Source organism: Pseudomonas sp. Irchel 3H7 (assembly GCF_900187605.1).
Classification (GTDB): Bacteria; Pseudomonadota; Gammaproteobacteria; order Pseudomonadales; family Pseudomonadaceae; genus Aquipseudomonas.
Map to the genome: position 1 here is coordinate 466,298 of NZ_FYEA01000001.1, position 16,516 is coordinate 482,813.

Below are 16,516 nucleotides of genomic sequence, written 5' to 3' on the forward strand. Positions count from 1 at the left end.
TGACGGCGGTAGGTTATGCCCCAGCGGGCGGTAGGTCTGCGACACCTGCGTAGGTGAAGCTGGCCGGGACCGTGTAGGTCGCCGACTCTGTGATTGTTGGCCCTTGATCTACTGGTTCCGTGATGAGGCCATCGAACCCGTTGCGGGCCAGTGGCGTGTCTACGCGAAAGAGTTGGGTCAGCTCTTCAACAAGCGTCTCTGCGGTGGCCATGGCCTGGGCAGATGGACAGACGATGCTGATCTGATAGACGCCGGTGTACTCGTAGGCGTCCCCGCCGAGATAGCGGCAGGTGGTGTTGGCTGGTAGCTGGAAGGCCCGCAGATAGGTTTCAGATGGATTCGGCGTAAATGGCTGATTCGAGTAGGCCACTCGTATTGGGCGCGCAGCCGACCATGCGGCCAGCTTCGTTTCGATGGCCTGACGGGCGCGTGCATGACTCATACCTGATTGTTCCTGATGGCCTCCTGCACGATCTGCTGGAAGCGAGCCACGGTTACCCGGACCATGCCGCCGGGGGCCTGAGTGGAATGGCCGAACTCAAGCGGGATCGCATAGGGCAAGTTGTTGATGATGTAAGCCATCTGGCCGGCAGTGAAATCGCTCATCGCGGCGACAAGCGCGGCGGTAGTTTCGGCGCCGCTCGGGTCAACCTCGTCGAAGGTGACGCTTTCGACCACTCCGAGGGAGATGTGCCAGTTCGCGCGGAAGCGGCCGCCGACATATCCTTTCGGTGCAACGATATCCATGCCGTCGTTGAGCTTGCGGCCTTTCTTGAGTCTGCCGCCCTTGGTGAGGTTGACCGGATCGCTGCGCAGCGCGCTGTTGTGGTCGTCGACGGCCTTGTTGTACTGCGTCGCCACTGCGTTCTGCGCCCAGATCTCCGGGTTACCCACTGGAGACATGCGGATCAGGCTGCTGCCGACCTCGATGATGATCTCGCGCACACTGGCGTCGATGGCTTCGCTGGTCTGGGCGGCAAACTCGGCCAGGCTCAGAGCGAAGCTACCGGACTGGCCGGCACCTGCCCGGCTCACGACCGCACCTGCAGCTCATACAAGATGGGCGTACCGGCAGGGCTGACCTCTTTCAGCGGCGGGACGATGGCCCAAGTACGGTCCTGAGTGACCACCTTGTCGAGCAAGCCCGGTACCCAGGACAGGCCCTGCGCGGCAATCTTGAGCTTCTTGTCGCCCTGCTTGATAAGGCTGTTGTTTTGGAATTCTTGGCCGGTGAAGTCGAGCAGGATGCCTTGGGCGATTTGCTCGACGGGCACGCCTGGCGCTTCGCCGCCGAGATCCGGGTCGTACTCGCCCGGCTGAGTCTTGCTGATAGTCACCGGCTGGCCGAACTCTGTGATCATCTCCAGAGCCATCACGGCCATTTCGTCGTAATAGGCCATGGTGGCTCCAGATCTCGAAGTAAAAGCCTCGGCTTCAGTAACTTACATGCGTAGAGGTTGTGAACTTGCTGAACGCTTTTTTTCTGGAAATGCATTTCGCCGCTCATCAAGCATCATATTCGCGAAGTCAGCCGCTACAAGTGCTGGGTTACCTGTGCTTCCACCTTTGATGATCAGTGCATTAAGCGCCGCGCTTGCATATGAATCCCAAGCGTCCTTTTCATCCTGATCTGAACTCTTTGAATTAACTCGATGCTCTGCAGACATGACGAACTCCTTATCAATGGAAGTCCTAGCCTACGCTTGATCAAGCGCGAACGGCGAACAGACCACGTCGTGACAGATAATCCGCAAACTGCGTGGCGCTCGGTCGATCCGGCGCCGCCGGCAGTAGTCGGCCGCTGGTGTTAGGGATAGTCGCGTACTCGCGCGTCACCGCACCTTCGACTCGCTCCAGTGTTACCGCGCCTTTGCGTTTCTCGATCGGATCGACGTCGTCGGTATGGATCTCGACCGCCAGCGACATCTGGCCGTACTGGATCCGCGCAGGTAGGTAGTTGTCGGGCTTGAATTCGTAATCAAGCTCGACACCGCGGCGCGGCCAGGACAGGGCCTGCTCGCTGTTGGACTTTCGCCCCTTCCACGTCATGCCATCCATTGCCAGCGCGGCTCGGCGTAACAGGGCTTCCTGTGCTAGCACATCTGCGGGGATGACCACGCCGAACTTCACGGCGTAGATGGCCAGATCTTCGGCAGATGCGTAGCTTTCGGCGTCAGGCTTGCCGGTACCGTCCTCAATGATGAGAGTCATGAATCAGCTCGCTGTTGTGTGCTGGATCGGGTGCCGCGTTGGCGGGCACCCGGATTATTAAGCCTGTTGCAGATCAGCAACTGCCTTTTCCAGCGATTCTACCGAAGCGTTCGCCCGGTACGTCACGTTGGCGGCGTCGAGCTGCGCTTTGAGGCTTGCGATCTTCTCGGCATTATCGACCGGCTCCGCTGCCGCCTTGAGATGTGCGACTTCAGCGCGGAGTGATTCAACTTCTCCCGCCAAATTATCGCGTTCGCCCCCGATGGTGACGACGCCTTCGTGAATGGCTTTCAGCGCACCGTACAAGCGGGTCGGCAGTTCGCCGGCGCCTGGGTGTTCCAGCTCCGACTGACCTTCCGCGGCTTCGATCAGCCGCTGGATGCCATCGCGCTCGGCGCGTAGCGTGAAGTTATCCTGCTCCAGGCTGGCAATGGTGTCAGCGCCGCTCGAATCAACTGGCTGGCTGATCAGAGGTTTCAACACAGAAACTTCGACGCTAAGCGCCTCATAGGCGTCGACCACTTTCGGCCAGTCGCCAATCACAACTGCGTGGGTTACACCCGCTTCAGGCCGATCGAAATGCGCTGGATTTCGATACCGCTTTTCCGGATCGAAGTCCGAGTTCTGGGTGGAGTAAACCAGTTCCATAAAAGTCTCCGTAGCGGCCATCGCTGACCGCTTTCAGGGCCAGTATCAGCCGCCGGCTGGTGGCGTAGTGGTCAGGGTGATCAGCACACCAGCAGTCACTTTGTTGCTGTTGGAATGCTTGACCCAGTTCGCAGCCGAACCCACGGCGGCAAGCGTTGGGTTCGCACCACCAGCGGCTTCCTTCCAGCTGTAGCCGAGCACATCGATGTTGACGGTGCCTTCAGCGCGGTAGCCGATACCCAGGTTCTCTTCGTCATTCACCGCGTAGGAGCGGAAGCCAGGCGCCTGCGATTCAGTGATCACCACAGCGTTTGGCAGCAGGCCGAAGATCACATCTGTGGGCGCGGTATCGGTGACCAGCACCGGCTTACCGAGAGTACCAGGGAGACCGCCGTAGATGACGACACCCGCCTCTTCGTAGACTTTGTTCGCGATCGCCTCGTCGACGATGTCGAAGTAAGCGCTGGAGTGCATGACCCACAGCGCGATGCGACCGAATTTGTCGCCGAACTTACGCATGCCGCGGGTCAGGGTCTTTTTGCCATCCGTCTCGATGTTGGCCGAAACCACCATGTCAGCGTTGGAGCTGATCGAGGCGCGCAATGCAGCAGTGGCGTATTGGATGAAACCTTCCAGAGTGGCGTCGGCAACGTCGGCACCAATGATCTGGGAAAACTCATCGACCGGACGACCGCGGCGTTTGAAGGCCTCTTCGGTGGTCTGGTACGGGCCGTACTTCCATGGCGCCTTGACACCAACGGCCTCGCCGGCGCCGATCTTCTTCGCAGTCACTTTGCCGGTGGAGTTGACGTCACGGTGCTCCAGCGAGCCGCCGATCTTGTAGAACGAGCGTTTGCGGAAGTCGCCTTCGATCAGTTCGTTGTCGAGAACGATCGCGCCATTGGACGATGCGTTGAATACATCGAGGTTGTCCTGGACACGCTCCAGGTATGCGGTTTGCGCCTCATCGTTGTAAATGATCAGGTCGCTGTTCACAGTCGTTGCCATGGGTGAATCCCCTTACTTGGGCAATTGCAGGTATGCGGTTTGGCCGTGCTTGCGCTGGTAGTCGCGCTTTTGCTCGGCAGTCATTTCGGAGCGCTTGAATGCAGCCTGGCCGCCACCCCCGCCCGGGGCATGTGTTCCTGAAGCCCTTGGCCACAGGTGAGGCGCGCTTTCGCGCAGCGATTCCGCCCATTCGAGCGGGGTCAGAGGGGTCTTGCCGTCTTTGCCGAGGATGACCTGGCCAGATTCATCAACGGCGACCGCTTCACCCTCTTCGTTCAGCGAGAACACGCCTTTGGCGCGCAGGATGATGTCGTCGGTTGCTTCCGGCAGTGCGCCGGCTTTCAATGCTGCACCACGTACCGAATCGCCCAGGACTTTGCCTTGGAACTTGGCGGCGAATGCTTCAGCCTTTTCAGCCCGTGCGGTGACGGTCTTCAACTGCTTGTCGTAGTCGCCACGCAGGCGTTCAGTGCGGCGGTTGAATACCTCGTCCACCTTTCCCTCTGTCAGCAGCTTGGTTTCTTCGTCTTGGCCGGCCCGGCTGAGCAAGCCTTTGACGGCGTCAATGTCGATGCCTTCAAACTGAGTTTCGAACTGGGTCAGCTTGCCGGTGGTTTCCTTCAGCTTGCCCAGCAGCTCAGAGTTTTTGGTTTTCAGACCAGAAACAGAGGTTTCAACGGCAGTCGCGATAGCGGCCTTGATTGCCGGATTGTCCAGGTCGATTTCGTTTTCTTCTGCCACGTTGATGCACCCCTTGGGTATGTGTTGCCCGCTTTGCAGGCATAAAAAAACCCGCCGAAGCGGGTTAGATTCATGATCGTCAAATGTATAAGTCGAATCGATTCAGAAGGATGTTATCCATCTCTCTCAAGCTTAATGGTCGCTCCAGATAATCTTCGAAAAGCTGGCGAGCCCGAAGGAAGTGATCCACGTAAACCCTGTAGTTTTTAGATTGCCCTGCAGTTGTATGTGCGAAAACCCAATCGTGCTCATCTGCCACCCATTTCAAAGCCGTTCGAGCTCTAGAGTCCATCATCGGAAACAGCTTTGGGCGATGAAAATGGAGATATTTTGAAGAGAAACTGCTGCAATCTTTTTCAGTTATTTTGGTGACTGCATCGCATAGAAAAGCATGGGCCTTTACAACGTCGCCGATCAACATCGGCGTGAGTTCCTGATCCTCATCCAGCATATCGAGCAACTCTCCGACCATCGAGTCGGCAATGGTCTGCCCCAATAGGTCGTAGAAATTAGCTGTACCAGTGACGGGGTCAACTTCGCTTGGTGTGCGCCGCTCGGCAGATGCAGAGAGGCTTCGTCCAATGATCAATGCCTTAGATGCGATCTGAGCCTTGTCAGTATTGCTCGGGTTATCTTTCACAAACTGATAAAGCATTCGGTTAGCAGGGATGAAAATCCCACAACCTTCATCAGTGCCGATGATCTCACTGGTCAAATACGGAATGTCTGGCTTGGTAAGGTGCATGTGTAACTCCCTGTCTATGTCAAAGACACCTTAACGAAGCCAATCGCTATTTCAAGCCAAACCCGCCCTTTCAAATGCCAAGGGCTCCAAGCCTTTCATCTGCAACAAGGTCAGCGGAGCGAAGTTCCGATCGAGTTGCAGCTCCGCGAAACGCTCGACGCTCAGCCCGCCCTCGCGGAACAGCTTTGCCCGCACCGGCCCGATCGCCACATCCTGAAACGACGCCGGCTGCTGCTGGAGCCAATGGTAATAGTCAAGGCTCGCGCTGACCTGACCCGCTCCATCGGCTCCGACCGAAGCTCGGGTAGCCCCCTTAGCGAACATCTCGCTGAGCTTGGTCAGCAAGACGAACGTGGTGCGGCAGTTCGGGTGAAACGGAGGCCTCGGCCCAGAATCGACCGGAAACCGCCGCTTATCCATCGAACGACATTGCTGGCTGGTCTTGCTGTCCAGCGTGGCGACCATTTCAACCTCGGAAACGATGTCCGTGTTGGCCTTGGCCACCTCCATGCGTGCCTGGGACGACACATGCTGAATCGCTGTATTCACCACCGTGCTGGCATTACGGTTGGTGGTGGCTAGAATCCCGTCCTTGTAGCCGGCCGACTTCGTGCCGCGAATGTTGCGGATGATCTGGAAGTTCGTCTGCCCCTCGAAGATACCCTGCCGAATCGTGCCGGTGACGCGCTCGCGCTCGGCACTGGTCCAGCCCTTGATGAACGACTTCAGCAGCTTGCCGCCGCCGGTGCCGCGCACACTGAGGGGATTGGTCAGCACCGCCGTGCGAATAGCCGCCGCCGTCGGCGCGACCACATCCAGCGAGACACCAACCGGCGCCGACCGGGCCAGGCTCGACGCTTCAAACTCAGCCTCGTAATTGGCGATGTCGATCAGGTCGAGGTTCAGTTGTGCGCTGTAGCGGTCGAAGATACCCAACAGCAGACTGTCGACCTCTTTCAGCAGCGCTTCCAGCCGCTTGACGTTGTACTCGGTCATATCGGACTGGGTGAGCCGATTACGGATCGATCGGTCGATCTCCTTCAGGAAGGGAGCGAACTTGCCGACCTCCCCTGCCTTCAGCTTTTCGAGGAAGACCGCGTGCCGAATCGTGGCGTCAAGGATTGCTTGGTTTGCCGCCATCTACTTTATCCTCGTCGTCCAGGCCCAAGCCGTCGCCCTGCTCTGCCAGCTCGCCATCGATCTGCTGGTCTGTGCGCTCAGGCGCGATCAGGCCAAGTTTGCGAAGGTAAGCACGCAAATCCGCTTTGGCGAATCCACCGTTCTGCCAGAGGCCGACGAGTGCAGTGATCATTTGCGGATCAGCCGTCAGTTCCACGAATTCTTGGTTGATCTGGTAAGCGACCTTTGCGTCGTCGACGCCCATGTAGGTGCAGCACCACATGATCGCCCGGGTATAGGCCTCACTAACGTTGGCCACGCAACCCGCGAGCACCGACGTCGACGCGGACTGATCACCGCGTGCTTCGGTCGCCGTCTTGGACGAGAGAGAAGCCACGACCATCCGGGCGCCGAGTTCGATCATCATCTGGTTCTTGTCCGCCATGGCCTCCTTCACCAGCGTGTTCGGCAGTGGCTGGGCGTAGCCGAACTGGCCACCGGCCGGCAGCATCATCGGCGCACGGGAGCCGACGTAGACGCCGTTCTTCTCCATCCAGTCGCGCCACTGCTCATCCAGACCGGAAATCCAAGGCTGGGCCTGGCCGCACCAGAAGACGCTGTCTTCATAGTCAGCGCTGTTCCGGTAGTGGCCCAGGTTGATCATTGCAATGTCGTATAACGGTGACTCGTCAATGCTCGGGTCATTGTTCTGTGCGCCTACGAAGGTGAACGGGATCTCCTTCAGGCGGCCGGCGGCGCCGGTGGGTTTGAATTCCTGCACAACGGCGAGCGGCCCGCCACCTTTCGGCCCGGATCGGCGCCAAACGCGGCAGACAAAGCCATCATCATCGAGCGCCAATTCCCGGTATTGCTCTACCACCTTGAAACCGAAGCCGTCTTCGATCTCCGGCGACTCGCGCAGCACCACCAGGGTCAACACGCTGTGACCGTTCACCATGCCCGTGCGCCAGTTGATGATGTCTTCGGCGCAGTACGACAGGATCACAGAGTGGCCACCGGTTCCGGCGTCCTGGTGGTAATCGATGTATAGACCATGCCGTCCAGCCTCAAGCACCTTTTCCAGCGTGCCTTGCGAGTGCTGGTAAATGCTCACCCCTGAGCCGTTGGCGTTGTCCTGCAGGTATTCCATCTTCTTCGCGACGGTCAACGTCGGGTCTTTGTGAAACGCCAAACCGAGCAAACCATTGCGCGTGTGACCGGTGGCGTTCTTGAACACCGCCCGTTCGCGATAGGCCTTGTTTCGATCTACGTTCTCCGGCGACTTGTCGTGAGCATTGATGTACGGCAGTCGGTCAACAACCCTGTGCTGACCGGCGCAAACATCGCGCACGGTTGCCCAGCGATCCAGCACTTCGATGTAGTCCGCCCGCTTGAAGGAGACGTCGTTGCTCATCGGGCGTATCCCATTTTGATAGCAGTGACCGGTTTGATGATCGGGTACTCGCGGTGAATGAAGTAACCGCCGCCGTCGTTGGCGTGGTCGTTTCCTTGGCTCTTGTCCGGCTCGCCGTTCGGCGCCCAGATCTGCTGTTCCAGGCCATCGGCGTAGGTCGGGCATGTAAACGGGTTGACCAGGTAACGCCGCTCGCCCTGTGCATTGCAGAACATGGCGTTCATGGCGTTGATCCGATCCTTGACCGGCGGGTTGGCCGCCGGCGCGATGACTGTGAAGCCCGCCTGCTTGAGCATGGCGATATCGGTGAGGCTCGCATTGACCGACTTACGCGAATCACCGGAGGCGTCCGGGTAGATCCGAATCTCGCAGGTTTTCTTGTAGTCGTTGCCGGTGTGTTGCCAGTACCGTTCTTTGAGGCGGCGGATCATGTCCGGCGTGTCATAGCCATCCATTAACTCGTCCACGGCGCGCGGCAGGCCCTGATCACGTTTGACGTGGGTAATCGCGGCCATCTTCCCGACGTTGAAGTCCATGCCGATGAACAACGGCTCACCGGGCTGCACAGTGTCGAAGCACTGGTTCAACTTGCGGTCGTAAGCGTGGTAGATCGATCCGGACGTCAGGTTGACGAACTGGCCGTTCAGGTACGCGCGAATCAATTGCTCAGGGTATGACTCCATCAGCGATGCGATGTAGTCATCCGGCAGGTTCAGCTCGTTGTCGAAGGTGCTGGCCTGAATCAGTCCATACATTTCCTTCAGCGCCGGCTTGTCGCGCAGCTGCTTGACGAACTGGAGAAAGACGAACTTGAAGCCTTCCGGCGTCGTGGTCACGTCCACGCCGTTTTTAAGCCCGGGCAGGTTGTAACGCATCCGAGCAATGATCTTGCGCCAGGCTTGCTGAGCCTTGATCGACGTCAGCACGTCCAGTTCATCGACCAGAGCGTGACCGATCTTGAAGCCGACGATTGTTTGCGGCTTCTCCATCGACCGGCAAATCACAGTACCGCGATACTGCCGGCCGCTGTAGATATGAACCTCATGGTTCGCCTGATTGATCTTGGTCTTTAGGCCCCAGTCGTAAGCCACCTCCTCCATCGTGGGATAGAAGATGTCGCGGATCTGCGGGTATGTCGGCGCGAAGTACCCAGCGTTGACGCCGGGCCACTCCATGAAATGCTTGCTCAGCGCCGAGCATCCGACCCAGGTCTTCCCGGAACCGAATCCAGCAACGAATGCGCGAAACTTGTGGGGCAACAGGAGGAACTGCGACTGCGGAACATTAAGGCTCGGCATTCGGCTTCCTCGCATCCACTACGTCGACCTGGATGCGCGTCGGGATTGCCGGTTCATCGTCGGGCTCGTCCTTCCGGTTGCGGTTGACGTAGACGTCGCCGACTTCCTTGGCGGCCTGCTCGAGGATCTGCATGGCGAGTCCGATGTTCTTCATCGTCTCGGCCCGTTCGACAAACCGATTCATGGCGCGGAGCCGGAACGCTCGGTTGGCGATTGGGATCTCAGCCGTCTCTTCGCGGAAGCGCTTGCGGGTATCTTCAAACACCGCCTTCCACTTCACGCCAAGATCACGGCCAGCGTGTTTCGTTGGGTCGTACTGCTCGCACTGCTGGCGAGACACCTCGACGCCGAATGTTTCCTTGACCGCCTGCACTACCTGAGTCGGCGTATCAAAGCAGGCCAACGCCTGCACAATGAAGCGCTTCACCTCATCTTTCAGGGCTGCCATATGGGTTTATTCCGTCAAGGTCCTGTCAAGGATCAGGCCGACTTGAGCAGACAGGTTCCGCAGGCCCTCGATATGTTCATTTTTCCTACCTCAGCAGGATTGTTTGCAGCGTCCACCAGCTCTTGCACTTGAGGACTTGCCCCATAGCGACGCACCACACCGACGAACTCTTCAACGTCGTGTCCGCGCATCTCGAGCTTGGGTAAGCCTTCTTGTGTGAACGCTGGTTGACCGTACCTATCGGTCGCCTGGGCTATGTGATACAGCTCATGTTCGACCAGCGCACAGAACTCAGCGTCAGAACACTGGGCGCAGTAGTCGGCAGCCAAGGTGATGATGAAGTCCGGCACATCGCCGAACCATTCACGCATCTGCTGTTCCATCCGGGCCTTCTGCCAACCTCCAGCGCGGAACGCGACCTGCTCGGCCTGGCCGACGACTGTGCGCCCCTTCTTCGTGAAGGCAGCAGACGCCCACATCACACGAATGTCCGCATCGATCAGATGGTCGTGCTCTTCGTTGTGAATGCTTCCGGTATCGGCGAGGATCTCAGCGTGGAGCCAATCCCAGACATCTGTAGCGGGTTCAAGCGATATTTCAATTGAGCTGATCTTAGATGGCACAAGAATAGATGCAGGTGGTTGTGGCCTGTTCATGGTTCTCCAGCCACTGATAGAATGTTGAATTAGGTCACTCTATTGACAGCATCCGCTGCTTATAAGTGAGACATTGAAATTCAGAATATCTAGGTAGATAAACGTTCATGAAATGGAGTCGTTCCGCAACAAGGCTAATCGCTGCCGTATCGGTCATTGGCGGTATCATAGGGCTTTTTCTCAACGGCCCATTTTTAGACGAAATCCGATTAAACATCTTGAGAACAACGAAATACTTTTACAATTCAGATTACACGATCGACGGCAAGACACTTCTTATTATATGTTCAACGTATGCGCTTTGCCTTGCCGGCTTCTGTTTTTTGTGGTTCCGCTACCAAAAAAGAACCGCGGCTCTGGATGTCGCAATAAAGAAACTGACCGGGCAAGACCTATCACCTGCGCACTTAGAAATGCTATTTAATATGTCAACCAACAATGGATTAATGTTATTCGACCCTTTCCCTTCGCCTAAAACATTTATCCTCCAGCAACTCATAAGCTGGGGTTATGCGTATACCCCAGTGCATCCAACTTTTGCACAGAAGACAATACTCACTGATAAGGGTTATATGGTCCTGTATGCCCATGAAGTAGCCAAGTCAGCTAAATTGTGACCACGCATTCCTAGATTCTGATCAGTTTACAATTACTCAACCTTCCTACTTGGCAACTTGAAGTCAGTCACCCGATCCGCGATGTTGCGGATCTTCTCCACTCCAAGGAAACCCACCCAACCGCCGGCGAATGTCGCCATGCTCTGCGGCAGACCGAAGAAGTCTAGGCCGCTGATGATGGTCAATGTGAGGCCGCCGCAAATGGCGCCCTCCACCAGCATCTGGCGACGAGTGCCGCCACCGTAAGTGATCCTCAAGACGGCCATCGCGCAGGACAGTGCAGCCGCATAGAGGATCGGCGAATGCTGGCTCAACCACGCAAGCGCTATCGCCCATGTGTCTGGTTTGTCTGGCATGTTTGGCATCTCGGTTCCTCCCGGTCAGGGAGTGGTGGTCAATGGGCAGGAGTTCACCTGCATATTTGATCCGGCTCCAACTGCACTCACGATTTAGGCGATGGCGTGGCAGAGCCGAAAACGAAAAAGCCCCTGCGAATGCAGAGACTTAGATAAGAAGAGTAAAACAGTTAATTACCGAATTTAAACTTTATCGGCTTTAATGGATTTATAGGTTTACCACCATTTACATTGGGCGGGGGGAGTTCACATGTAGGATCTTCAGCGCCGCACTCAGGCAATTTTTTCGCCGCCTCTTTTGCAAGATCCTCTGTTTCTAAGGGGCCGATTCTGATCTTCCCCTTGCAATAAACAAACCATCCCGTACCAACACCATAACCATTCAACGGACCACTATTTTCAAAGCAAGCATCACTTGTTTTTGCCCGTTTCTCGGCGGCATTTTTAGTAGCGAATGCAGTACCTTTCTTGCCACACCGAAGGAACCATCGTTCAACAATATTAAAGCCGTTAAAAGTACTCATAGTAAGCTCCATCTATCTAGAGCACCAAAATATAACATGCCCTCCCCAACAAGAATATCCGCGAATGCATCTAGGGCCTTTTAATGGGGAGCAGTGAACGATTCGTCGACCCTTGAATTATCAGGCACAGCCAAGGAGCAGCTTGAAACCATACTGCGAGGGCTGCCGGCGTTGATTCAGTACGTCGCACTCTCCGGCTATCGACGTCCAGGTCTTCCCGAGGGCTGCCCTGGCTATAGGAAAATTCGAAGCATAAAAAACCCGCATTAAGCGGGTTGATTTTCAGTTTTTCTTTTCGGAGGCTTTGGCTTCTGCCATCGCCTGATATTGCTTTCGTCTGTTAGCTATGAGGGCATCTGCTTCAGCCTCATACTTTAGCTCGCCAATGAGCACCATGCCGTCGAATACGTTGTATCGCGGTATCCCACGACCTGGGCAGAGTACTTTTCTCAGCTTGTCCACAGTTCACCCCTGTTACAAAGGGAAGAATGCTACCAGAAATGAAAAATCCGGCGCAGTGGCCGGACTTAAAGGAAACCCGGCATTAGGCGGGATTCTAAATAAACAAAGTGGTTAGCCGTGGGCCATGAAAGGATTGTCCAAAAGCACAGGGCGCTTGCTGACACTATCAAGATAGTCATAACCAGCCCAAGTGATTCGCACAACCTTGACCAGGTCGTCATCGCTCATTTCAACGTAGCCTACGTCCGCAAGCAGACGAATGTGGCCGTTAACCAAGTAAAGCGGCCACTCCTCAGCCTTCTCAACCGATAGGTTTTGAAACAACTCCAAGGCTGAGATATTCAGATCCCACTCAGCCGTGGCTTTCACACAGTAGTGAACAATTGACGCGAGCAAATCCGGGCTTCGTTCCATTTTTTCCTCATAAGCGCTGGATGCGCGCTCGGATGATATCTGAAGCCAACCCACAAACAAAAAACCCGGCGCTCGGCCGGGCTTGAATGCCTATGTGCGTTGCGCGTTACTTATGCACTATGAGGAAAATACGCTAGAAACGCCGTCATGTCAAGATGATTATGCCGCCTCTTGATCTTTTTCCGCGTGAATAACCTGCCATAGCGGTTGCTGCGCCTGAATATCCACTTCCTGAATGACTTCTTTCAGGGATCCCCACAATCCCAACCAGTCACGCGTCCAGTTTTTCGGGTCGATTGTCACACCGAAGAAGGCATCCATCTCAGCCGCCACCCGCGCGGGCCCCCACTCCGCCGCGCCCTGCACCTCCCCCTTGTACGACTGCAGGGCCAGAGTGACCAAGTACTGCGCCTTGACGCGCTTGGCCGAAGTCAAGTCGGGCAATCCCGCCTTGGCGGTGATCAGCAATACCGCATTCAGCAAATGCCGCAGGTTCATCGCCGGGTGATACAGGTAGTGCCCAAATTGCTGAACCTGGAACGGCAGCGTGTCGATCGCACGCAGCACTTTTCCGATCATCGCCAGATGTGCGGCGCGGGCAGTGGATCGGCCAACTGGCGTGCGCCGCGTCTCGCTAATGCTGATCCTCTGACGAACGATCTCGATACGCTCCTCCTTGTCACCACCCAGTGCCGCGAACACAGCCTCATGCCGGCGCATGCGGGCGCCCTTCTTCACCGGTGCCGATTCACCCCGCTCAATTGCTACAGCGCTGATCGACGCGTTCGATTCGTGCTGAGCCTCAGTCCATACCTGCCTTGCGTTGATCAGTTTCATGCTGCTTCCTTTTTCAGTTCTCTGGTCTTTGCCCGATATTCGGCCTTGATGGTTTTGATTTCTTCGACGGTTTGCTTGCAGGCCGGGTGCGGCCCTTCCAGCCAATCGACCTTTTCCGGGCCGATCAGCTGCAGGAGCGAAAGCCGGTAATTCACCAGGTTGCCGGACAGGTGCGTGTTGCATGGCGCGCACTGCTTCCACACGTTGAGCGGTTCGAATCGCAGCTCAGGGTTCGCTCCTACAGAGCGGTAGTGCCCGGCGTGGTATTGGCCTTCGTGGTGACGACCGCAGCTCACGCATGGGCGATCGGCATCACGCAGGCGGATCCACTCGTTGAAAGCTGCTTGTGCTTCGCGCATATGCTCCGCCCTGCTCTTCAGCTTCTCCTTGCGGACTTTGATCTCACGGCGCTCGCACTGGTCGATTGCCTTGCGAGCTTTCTCTTGATGACGCGGGGCATCAATGGCTGCACAGGCCGGACTGCAAACGGCCTGCCCCATGCGCGAAGGGATGAAGGATTTCCCACACGATACGACACAGCATTTCTTCGGCTTTGGCTGCCTCCTTGCGATCGTCATGCAGCCTCCTGGCTCAAGAGATCGTCGAAGTGCACGCCCTGCTGAGCGAAGCGCGCGACTATCCGGTCGGTGTAAGCCACGCCTTGGGCGCGGTTAAACAGGCTGGTTACAGGGAAGCCATCCGGACCGAAGAGCTTGCAGCCGCCCATCATGGCCAGTTTCGTCTCGTACGGGAGGTGACGCATCACCCGGTACCACTCCGCCTGAAACCCGGCATCCTCGTTCAGCAGGATCTGCACGCCGACGTGCAACTTGCAGTACCGGCGAGCGTCGGCCTCGTCGCCGATCTGGGTCATCTCTGCGATGCGCTTGTACATCGCGAACCACAGCCGGTTTTGGTCGAGCGTGCGGTCCTTTCCCGGGCGCAGCGATACGACGACGAACTTCTTGTCGCGGTACATAGCGCTAAGCTTCGTGATGGCCTCGGAGAGTTTCGCCTGACAGTTCACTGAGATTTTGTCAGCCATGGGTGGCCACCTTGTTCGGCAATCCGTTGATCAGCTCGCCGAGTTGCCGTGTCAGTCGCTCGTTCTCGGCCAGCAACTCCAGCGCCACCTCTTCCACTGTTTTCTCCCCGAGAAAGTCTTGCAGCGCCTCGGTGTTGCGCTTCCAGTCTGCACAATCGGTACGGTACGACGCCGCCTCGGCCCACAGCAGCTTCTGGAGTTTTTGTTTGTCGATGGTCATTGAGCTGCGCTCCTTGCTTCCAATTGTTCGGCCTGCTGAATGAGCAGCGCCCGGCGATCCGCCAGCTCATTGGCTGCCAGAATTCGCAGTTCTGTTTTTTCCTCTGCCGATGTTTGGCGCATGGCGAGCATCGAATCCTTCACCGCGGCGAGCTTCTCGCGCAGTTTTGGCGAAGGCCGTGCTACATCACCGGTCAGCAGCGCAACGACGGCCCGGCCGTCTTCGGTAACCGGCGCGACACTCAAGTCGGCCAAGTACAACTGCCCGCGTTCATGTGGGATCCGTTGCATCTGCACCGCCTTGGTGATCGCCTGGGTACGGCGGTTGGCGTCGAAGCCGACCGACACATGCCAGTTCACTTCCTTGCTGTCCTCCCGGGCCTGACCCACCAGACGCTCGTAAGCACTGTTGAACGCCATGCGCGCACCGACCTTGTCGCCGGCGTCGAGGACAGGTTTCGCAGCTGCCAGCGCGAGCTGAACTTCGTCCGTCAGCACCACGGTTTCAAACTCGTCATTGGTGGTCATGGCGATTGCCCAGGCTTCGTCCTTGCCCGGGCGCCCGTCGGCGATCTGCACGCGCTGGAGAATGTCGGCCATTGCCAACTTGCCTCTCACCTCAAAGCGACAAGCTTTCAGCGCGGATTTCACGACCGGCACCGGGTAAGCGCAGAGGTCTTCAGCCATGATCGCCGCAGTGCCTGGGTTCATTTCCTGACCCATGGCCTCGGCGGTGGCGCAGATCGCAGCAGCGAGGCTGGCAACCTGCTGATCATCCATCTCAAATGTACTCATTGCGCTCCCCTGCTTTGCGCTTGGCCAAAACCATCTGAGCGGCTTGCTCTGCAGCAGAGACGTTCGCTTCGGTACGCTCCATCTGGCGGGCAGTTGTCCCGTTGATGCGCTGACCGGTAACCCACTGGGTGTGGTAGCTCTCGGCGTTGGCCAGCAATTCGTTGAGGCTGTGGCACTTGCGCAGGACAGCGGCATCGCTGGTTTTCAGGTAGTGCGCGGCGACATGGTGAGCGACATCGGCGCCGAGGCGGTCGACCAGTTGGCCGAGCTGGCCACCGACCTTGGCGTTCCACACAGGCCAGGTGCTGTAGCGCTTGCGGTAGGCCATGGCGTAGTTCGCCCAAACCTTGAAGGTTTTGCAGGACTGGTCTTTTGGGCCTGGCATGTCGGCGGGAATCTCAACCCGTGGCGCATCGGTGCGATCAACTACCAGAATCAGATTGCGGGCCGGCTTGTCCGGGCTGCCTTGCAAATCCTGACTGGTATCCTGATTGGTACCCTGATGATTGGTATCCTGATTTGTCGGAGATTTTTCCGACCCTTGCTCGGATTTTTCTCCGACCTTGTTCGGATTTTTTTCCGAGGTAGATCGGATTTTTTTCCGACCTCCGTTCTTTGGTGGGGTCGGATATTTTTCCGACCCATCCAGTTTCTGGTTCCACTCAATTGCCTTATCGGTCAGGCGAAACAGGGTGATGTTCGACGTGCTGGAAAGCTCAATCAGACCGGCCTCTTCCAGTGCCTTCAGCATGCGGTAAGCAGTGTCTGGCTTGTCAGTAAGCAGCGGCAGCTCCTCGATGATCTTGGCCTTGCTCAGCGCGAAGAAGATCCCGTCGTCAGTCTTGATTGGCTTTGTCCAGCTCGGGCAGCCGTAGACGAAGGCGAACAGCAGGGCTTGCTGAGAATTCAGCCCCCACTCCAGCGCTTTCACCTGATTGATCGTGACGGTGAATTGCATA

Annotated in this window: 25 protein-coding genes; 1 reads left to right on the forward strand and 24 read right to left on the reverse strand. The window is 57.0% G+C overall.

What is annotated here, in order from left to right:
- Nucleotides 1-13: 13 nt before the first annotated feature.
- The 14 genes from CKW38_RS02145 to CKW38_RS02205 all read right to left on the reverse strand — a co-directional run bounded on the left by CKW38_RS02145 (nt 14) and on the right by CKW38_RS02205 (nt 10,288).
- Nucleotides 14-442 (reverse strand): phage tail terminator-like protein, encoded by a 429-nt coding sequence (locus CKW38_RS02145; RefSeq protein WP_095111678.1) that lies wholly within the window; start codon nt 440-442, stop codon nt 14-16.
- Complete coding sequence (locus tag CKW38_RS02150; protein ID WP_095111679.1) at nt 439-1,035, reverse strand: hypothetical protein; 597 nt, start codon at nt 1,033-1,035, stop codon at nt 439-441. The genes CKW38_RS02145 and CKW38_RS02150 overlap by 4 nt, the downstream gene beginning before the upstream one ends.
- Nucleotides 1,032-1,400, reverse strand: a complete 369-nt coding sequence (locus CKW38_RS02155) for a hypothetical protein (RefSeq protein ID WP_095111680.1) — start codon at nt 1,398-1,400, stop codon at nt 1,032-1,034. The genes CKW38_RS02150 and CKW38_RS02155 overlap by 4 nt, the downstream gene beginning before the upstream one ends.
- A 42-nt stretch (nt 1,401-1,442) precedes the next feature.
- A complete protein-coding gene (locus tag CKW38_RS29440) occupies nt 1,443-1,667 on the reverse strand; it encodes a hypothetical protein (protein ID WP_141232647.1) in 225 nt (74 codons plus the stop codon).
- A gap of 40 nt (nt 1,668-1,707) precedes the next feature.
- On the reverse strand, nt 1,708-2,211 hold the full coding sequence (locus CKW38_RS02160; protein ID WP_095111681.1) for a DnaT-like ssDNA-binding protein: 504 nt from the start codon (nt 2,209-2,211) through the stop codon (nt 1,708-1,710).
- A 57-nt stretch (nt 2,212-2,268) separates the two neighbouring features.
- A complete protein-coding gene (locus CKW38_RS02165) occupies nt 2,269-2,859 on the reverse strand; it encodes a hypothetical protein (RefSeq protein WP_095111682.1) in 591 nt (196 codons plus the stop codon).
- Nucleotides 2,860-2,904: 45 nt separating this feature from the next.
- Nucleotides 2,905-3,867, reverse strand: coding sequence for a major capsid protein (locus tag CKW38_RS02170; RefSeq protein ID WP_095111683.1), 963 nt, complete (start codon nt 3,865-3,867; stop codon nt 2,905-2,907).
- Nucleotides 3,868-3,879: 12 nt separating this feature from the next.
- Nucleotides 3,880-4,608, reverse strand: a complete 729-nt coding sequence (locus tag CKW38_RS02175; RefSeq protein ID WP_095111684.1) for a hypothetical protein — start codon at nt 4,606-4,608, stop codon at nt 3,880-3,882.
- A gap of 79 nt (nt 4,609-4,687) precedes the next feature.
- On the reverse strand, nt 4,688-5,353 hold the full coding sequence (locus CKW38_RS02180) for a hypothetical protein (RefSeq protein WP_095111685.1): 666 nt from the start codon (nt 5,351-5,353) through the stop codon (nt 4,688-4,690).
- Between the two features lie 51 nt (nt 5,354-5,404).
- Nucleotides 5,405-6,493, reverse strand: a complete 1,089-nt coding sequence (locus tag CKW38_RS02185; protein ID WP_095111686.1) for a minor capsid protein — start codon at nt 6,491-6,493, stop codon at nt 5,405-5,407.
- On the reverse strand, nt 6,468-7,886 hold the full coding sequence (locus tag CKW38_RS02190; RefSeq protein WP_095111687.1) for a DUF4055 domain-containing protein: 1,419 nt from the start codon (nt 7,884-7,886) through the stop codon (nt 6,468-6,470). The genes CKW38_RS02185 and CKW38_RS02190 overlap by 26 nt, the downstream gene beginning before the upstream one ends.
- Entirely contained in the window at nt 7,883-9,184 is a 1,302-nt protein-coding gene (locus tag CKW38_RS02195; protein ID WP_095111688.1) for a terminase large subunit domain-containing protein, read from the reverse strand. The genes CKW38_RS02190 and CKW38_RS02195 overlap by 4 nt, the downstream gene beginning before the upstream one ends.
- A complete protein-coding gene (locus CKW38_RS02200) occupies nt 9,171-9,632 on the reverse strand; it encodes a DUF2280 domain-containing protein (protein ID WP_095111689.1) in 462 nt (153 codons plus the stop codon). The genes CKW38_RS02195 and CKW38_RS02200 overlap by 14 nt, the downstream gene beginning before the upstream one ends.
- 32 nt (nt 9,633-9,664) lie before the next feature.
- The gene (locus CKW38_RS02205; RefSeq protein ID WP_095111690.1) at nt 9,665-10,288 is read right to left on the reverse strand and encodes a putative metallopeptidase; all 624 of its coding nucleotides are present in this window, start codon (nt 10,286-10,288) and stop codon (nt 9,665-9,667) included.
- 107 nt (nt 10,289-10,395) lie between these two features.
- Between CKW38_RS02205 and CKW38_RS02210 the strand changes: the two genes are divergently transcribed.
- On the forward strand, nt 10,396-10,905 hold the full coding sequence (locus CKW38_RS02210) for a hypothetical protein (protein WP_095111691.1): 510 nt from the start codon (nt 10,396-10,398) through the stop codon (nt 10,903-10,905).
- Between the two features lie 32 nt (nt 10,906-10,937).
- On the opposite strand, the gene CKW38_RS02215 is transcribed toward CKW38_RS02210, so the two are convergent.
- The 10 genes from CKW38_RS02215 to CKW38_RS02250 form a co-directional block, all read right to left on the reverse strand.
- Nucleotides 10,938-11,270 carry a phage holin, lambda family gene (locus CKW38_RS02215; protein ID WP_095111692.1) on the reverse strand — a complete coding sequence of 111 codons (333 nt, stop codon included), beginning with the start codon at nt 11,268-11,270 and terminating at the stop codon, nt 10,938-10,940.
- A gap of 161 nt (nt 11,271-11,431) precedes the next feature.
- Nucleotides 11,432-11,785, reverse strand: coding sequence for an SPOR domain-containing protein (locus tag CKW38_RS29445; protein WP_141232648.1), 354 nt, complete (start codon nt 11,783-11,785; stop codon nt 11,432-11,434).
- Between the two features lie 282 nt (nt 11,786-12,067).
- The gene (locus CKW38_RS29450; RefSeq protein ID WP_141232649.1) at nt 12,068-12,247 is read right to left on the reverse strand and encodes a hypothetical protein; all 180 of its coding nucleotides are present in this window, start codon (nt 12,245-12,247) and stop codon (nt 12,068-12,070) included.
- A 111-nt stretch (nt 12,248-12,358) separates the two neighbouring features.
- On the reverse strand, nt 12,359-12,661 hold the full coding sequence (locus tag CKW38_RS02220) for a hypothetical protein (protein WP_095111693.1): 303 nt from the start codon (nt 12,659-12,661) through the stop codon (nt 12,359-12,361).
- Nucleotides 12,662-12,820: 159 nt separating this feature from the next.
- The gene (locus tag CKW38_RS02225) at nt 12,821-13,498 is read right to left on the reverse strand and encodes a hypothetical protein (protein WP_095111694.1); all 678 of its coding nucleotides are present in this window, start codon (nt 13,496-13,498) and stop codon (nt 12,821-12,823) included.
- Nucleotides 13,495-14,076: a recombination protein NinG gene (locus CKW38_RS02230; RefSeq protein ID WP_095111695.1), complete on the reverse strand. Its 582-nt coding sequence runs from the start codon at nt 14,074-14,076 to the stop codon at nt 13,495-13,497. Before CKW38_RS02230 ends, CKW38_RS02225 begins: the two co-directional genes overlap by 4 nt.
- Nucleotides 14,073-14,543, reverse strand: a complete 471-nt coding sequence (locus tag CKW38_RS02235; protein ID WP_095111696.1) for a hypothetical protein — start codon at nt 14,541-14,543, stop codon at nt 14,073-14,075. The genes CKW38_RS02230 and CKW38_RS02235 overlap by 4 nt, the downstream gene beginning before the upstream one ends.
- A complete protein-coding gene (locus CKW38_RS02240) occupies nt 14,536-14,763 on the reverse strand; it encodes a hypothetical protein (protein WP_095111697.1) in 228 nt (75 codons plus the stop codon). Before CKW38_RS02240 ends, CKW38_RS02235 begins: the two co-directional genes overlap by 8 nt.
- Nucleotides 14,760-15,557: a hypothetical protein gene (locus tag CKW38_RS02245; protein ID WP_095111698.1), complete on the reverse strand. Its 798-nt coding sequence runs from the start codon at nt 15,555-15,557 to the stop codon at nt 14,760-14,762. The genes CKW38_RS02240 and CKW38_RS02245 overlap by 4 nt, the downstream gene beginning before the upstream one ends.
- Nucleotides 15,544-16,515, reverse strand: coding sequence for a phage replication protein (locus CKW38_RS02250; protein ID WP_095111699.1), 972 nt, complete (start codon nt 16,513-16,515; stop codon nt 15,544-15,546). Before CKW38_RS02250 ends, CKW38_RS02245 begins: the two co-directional genes overlap by 14 nt.
- Nucleotide 16,516 lies beyond the last annotated feature (1 nt).

Bases quoted from the DNA above. Each gene is read 5' to 3' on its own strand.
- CKW38_RS02145 (WP_095111678.1), bottom strand. From the start codon at position 442: ATGAGTCATGCACGCGCCCGTCAGGCCATCGAAACGAAGCTGGCCGCA.
- CKW38_RS02155 (WP_095111680.1), bottom strand. From the start codon at position 1,400: ATGGCCTATTACGACGAAATGGCCGTGATGGCTCTGGAGATGATCACA.
- CKW38_RS29440 (WP_141232647.1), bottom strand. From the start codon at position 1,667: ATGTCTGCAGAGCATCGAGTTAATTCAAAGAGTTCAGATCAGGATGAA.
- CKW38_RS02160 (WP_095111681.1), bottom strand. From the start codon at position 2,211: ATGACTCTCATCATTGAGGACGGTACCGGCAAGCCTGACGCCGAAAGC.
- CKW38_RS02165 (WP_095111682.1), bottom strand. From the start codon at position 2,859: ATGGAACTGGTTTACTCCACCCAGAACTCGGACTTCGATCCGGAAAAG.
- CKW38_RS02170 (WP_095111683.1), bottom strand. From the start codon at position 3,867: ATGGCAACGACTGTGAACAGCGACCTGATCATTTACAACGATGAGGCG.
- CKW38_RS02180 (WP_095111685.1), bottom strand. From the start codon at position 5,353: ATGCACCTTACCAAGCCAGACATTCCGTATTTGACCAGTGAGATCATC.
- CKW38_RS02185 (WP_095111686.1), bottom strand. From the start codon at position 6,493: ATGGCGGCAAACCAAGCAATCCTTGACGCCACGATTCGGCACGCGGTC.
- CKW38_RS02190 (WP_095111687.1), bottom strand. From the start codon at position 7,886: ATGAGCAACGACGTCTCCTTCAAGCGGGCGGACTACATCGAAGTGCTG.
- CKW38_RS02195 (WP_095111688.1), bottom strand. From the start codon at position 9,184: ATGCCGAGCCTTAATGTTCCGCAGTCGCAGTTCCTCCTGTTGCCCCAC.
- CKW38_RS02200 (WP_095111689.1), bottom strand. From the start codon at position 9,632: ATGGCAGCCCTGAAAGATGAGGTGAAGCGCTTCATTGTGCAGGCGTTG.
- CKW38_RS02205 (WP_095111690.1), bottom strand. From the start codon at position 10,288: ATGAACAGGCCACAACCACCTGCATCTATTCTTGTGCCATCTAAGATC.
- CKW38_RS02210 (WP_095111691.1), top strand. From the start codon at position 10,396: ATGAAATGGAGTCGTTCCGCAACAAGGCTAATCGCTGCCGTATCGGTC.
- CKW38_RS02215 (WP_095111692.1), bottom strand. From the start codon at position 11,270: ATGCCAAACATGCCAGACAAACCAGACACATGGGCGATAGCGCTTGCG.
- CKW38_RS29445 (WP_141232648.1), bottom strand. From the start codon at position 11,785: ATGAGTACTTTTAACGGCTTTAATATTGTTGAACGATGGTTCCTTCGG.
- CKW38_RS02220 (WP_095111693.1), bottom strand. From the start codon at position 12,661: ATGGAACGAAGCCCGGATTTGCTCGCGTCAATTGTTCACTACTGTGTG.
- CKW38_RS02225 (WP_095111694.1), bottom strand. From the start codon at position 13,498: ATGAAACTGATCAACGCAAGGCAGGTATGGACTGAGGCTCAGCACGAA.
- CKW38_RS02230 (WP_095111695.1), bottom strand. From the start codon at position 14,076: ATGACGATCGCAAGGAGGCAGCCAAAGCCGAAGAAATGCTGTGTCGTA.
- CKW38_RS02235 (WP_095111696.1), bottom strand. From the start codon at position 14,543: ATGGCTGACAAAATCTCAGTGAACTGTCAGGCGAAACTCTCCGAGGCC.
- CKW38_RS02240 (WP_095111697.1), bottom strand. From the start codon at position 14,763: ATGACCATCGACAAACAAAAACTCCAGAAGCTGCTGTGGGCCGAGGCG.
- CKW38_RS02245 (WP_095111698.1), bottom strand. From the start codon at position 15,557: ATGAGTACATTTGAGATGGATGATCAGCAGGTTGCCAGCCTCGCTGCT.
- CKW38_RS02250 (WP_095111699.1), bottom strand. From the start codon at position 16,515: ATGCAATTCACCGTCACGATCAATCAGGTGAAAGCGCTGGAGTGGGGG.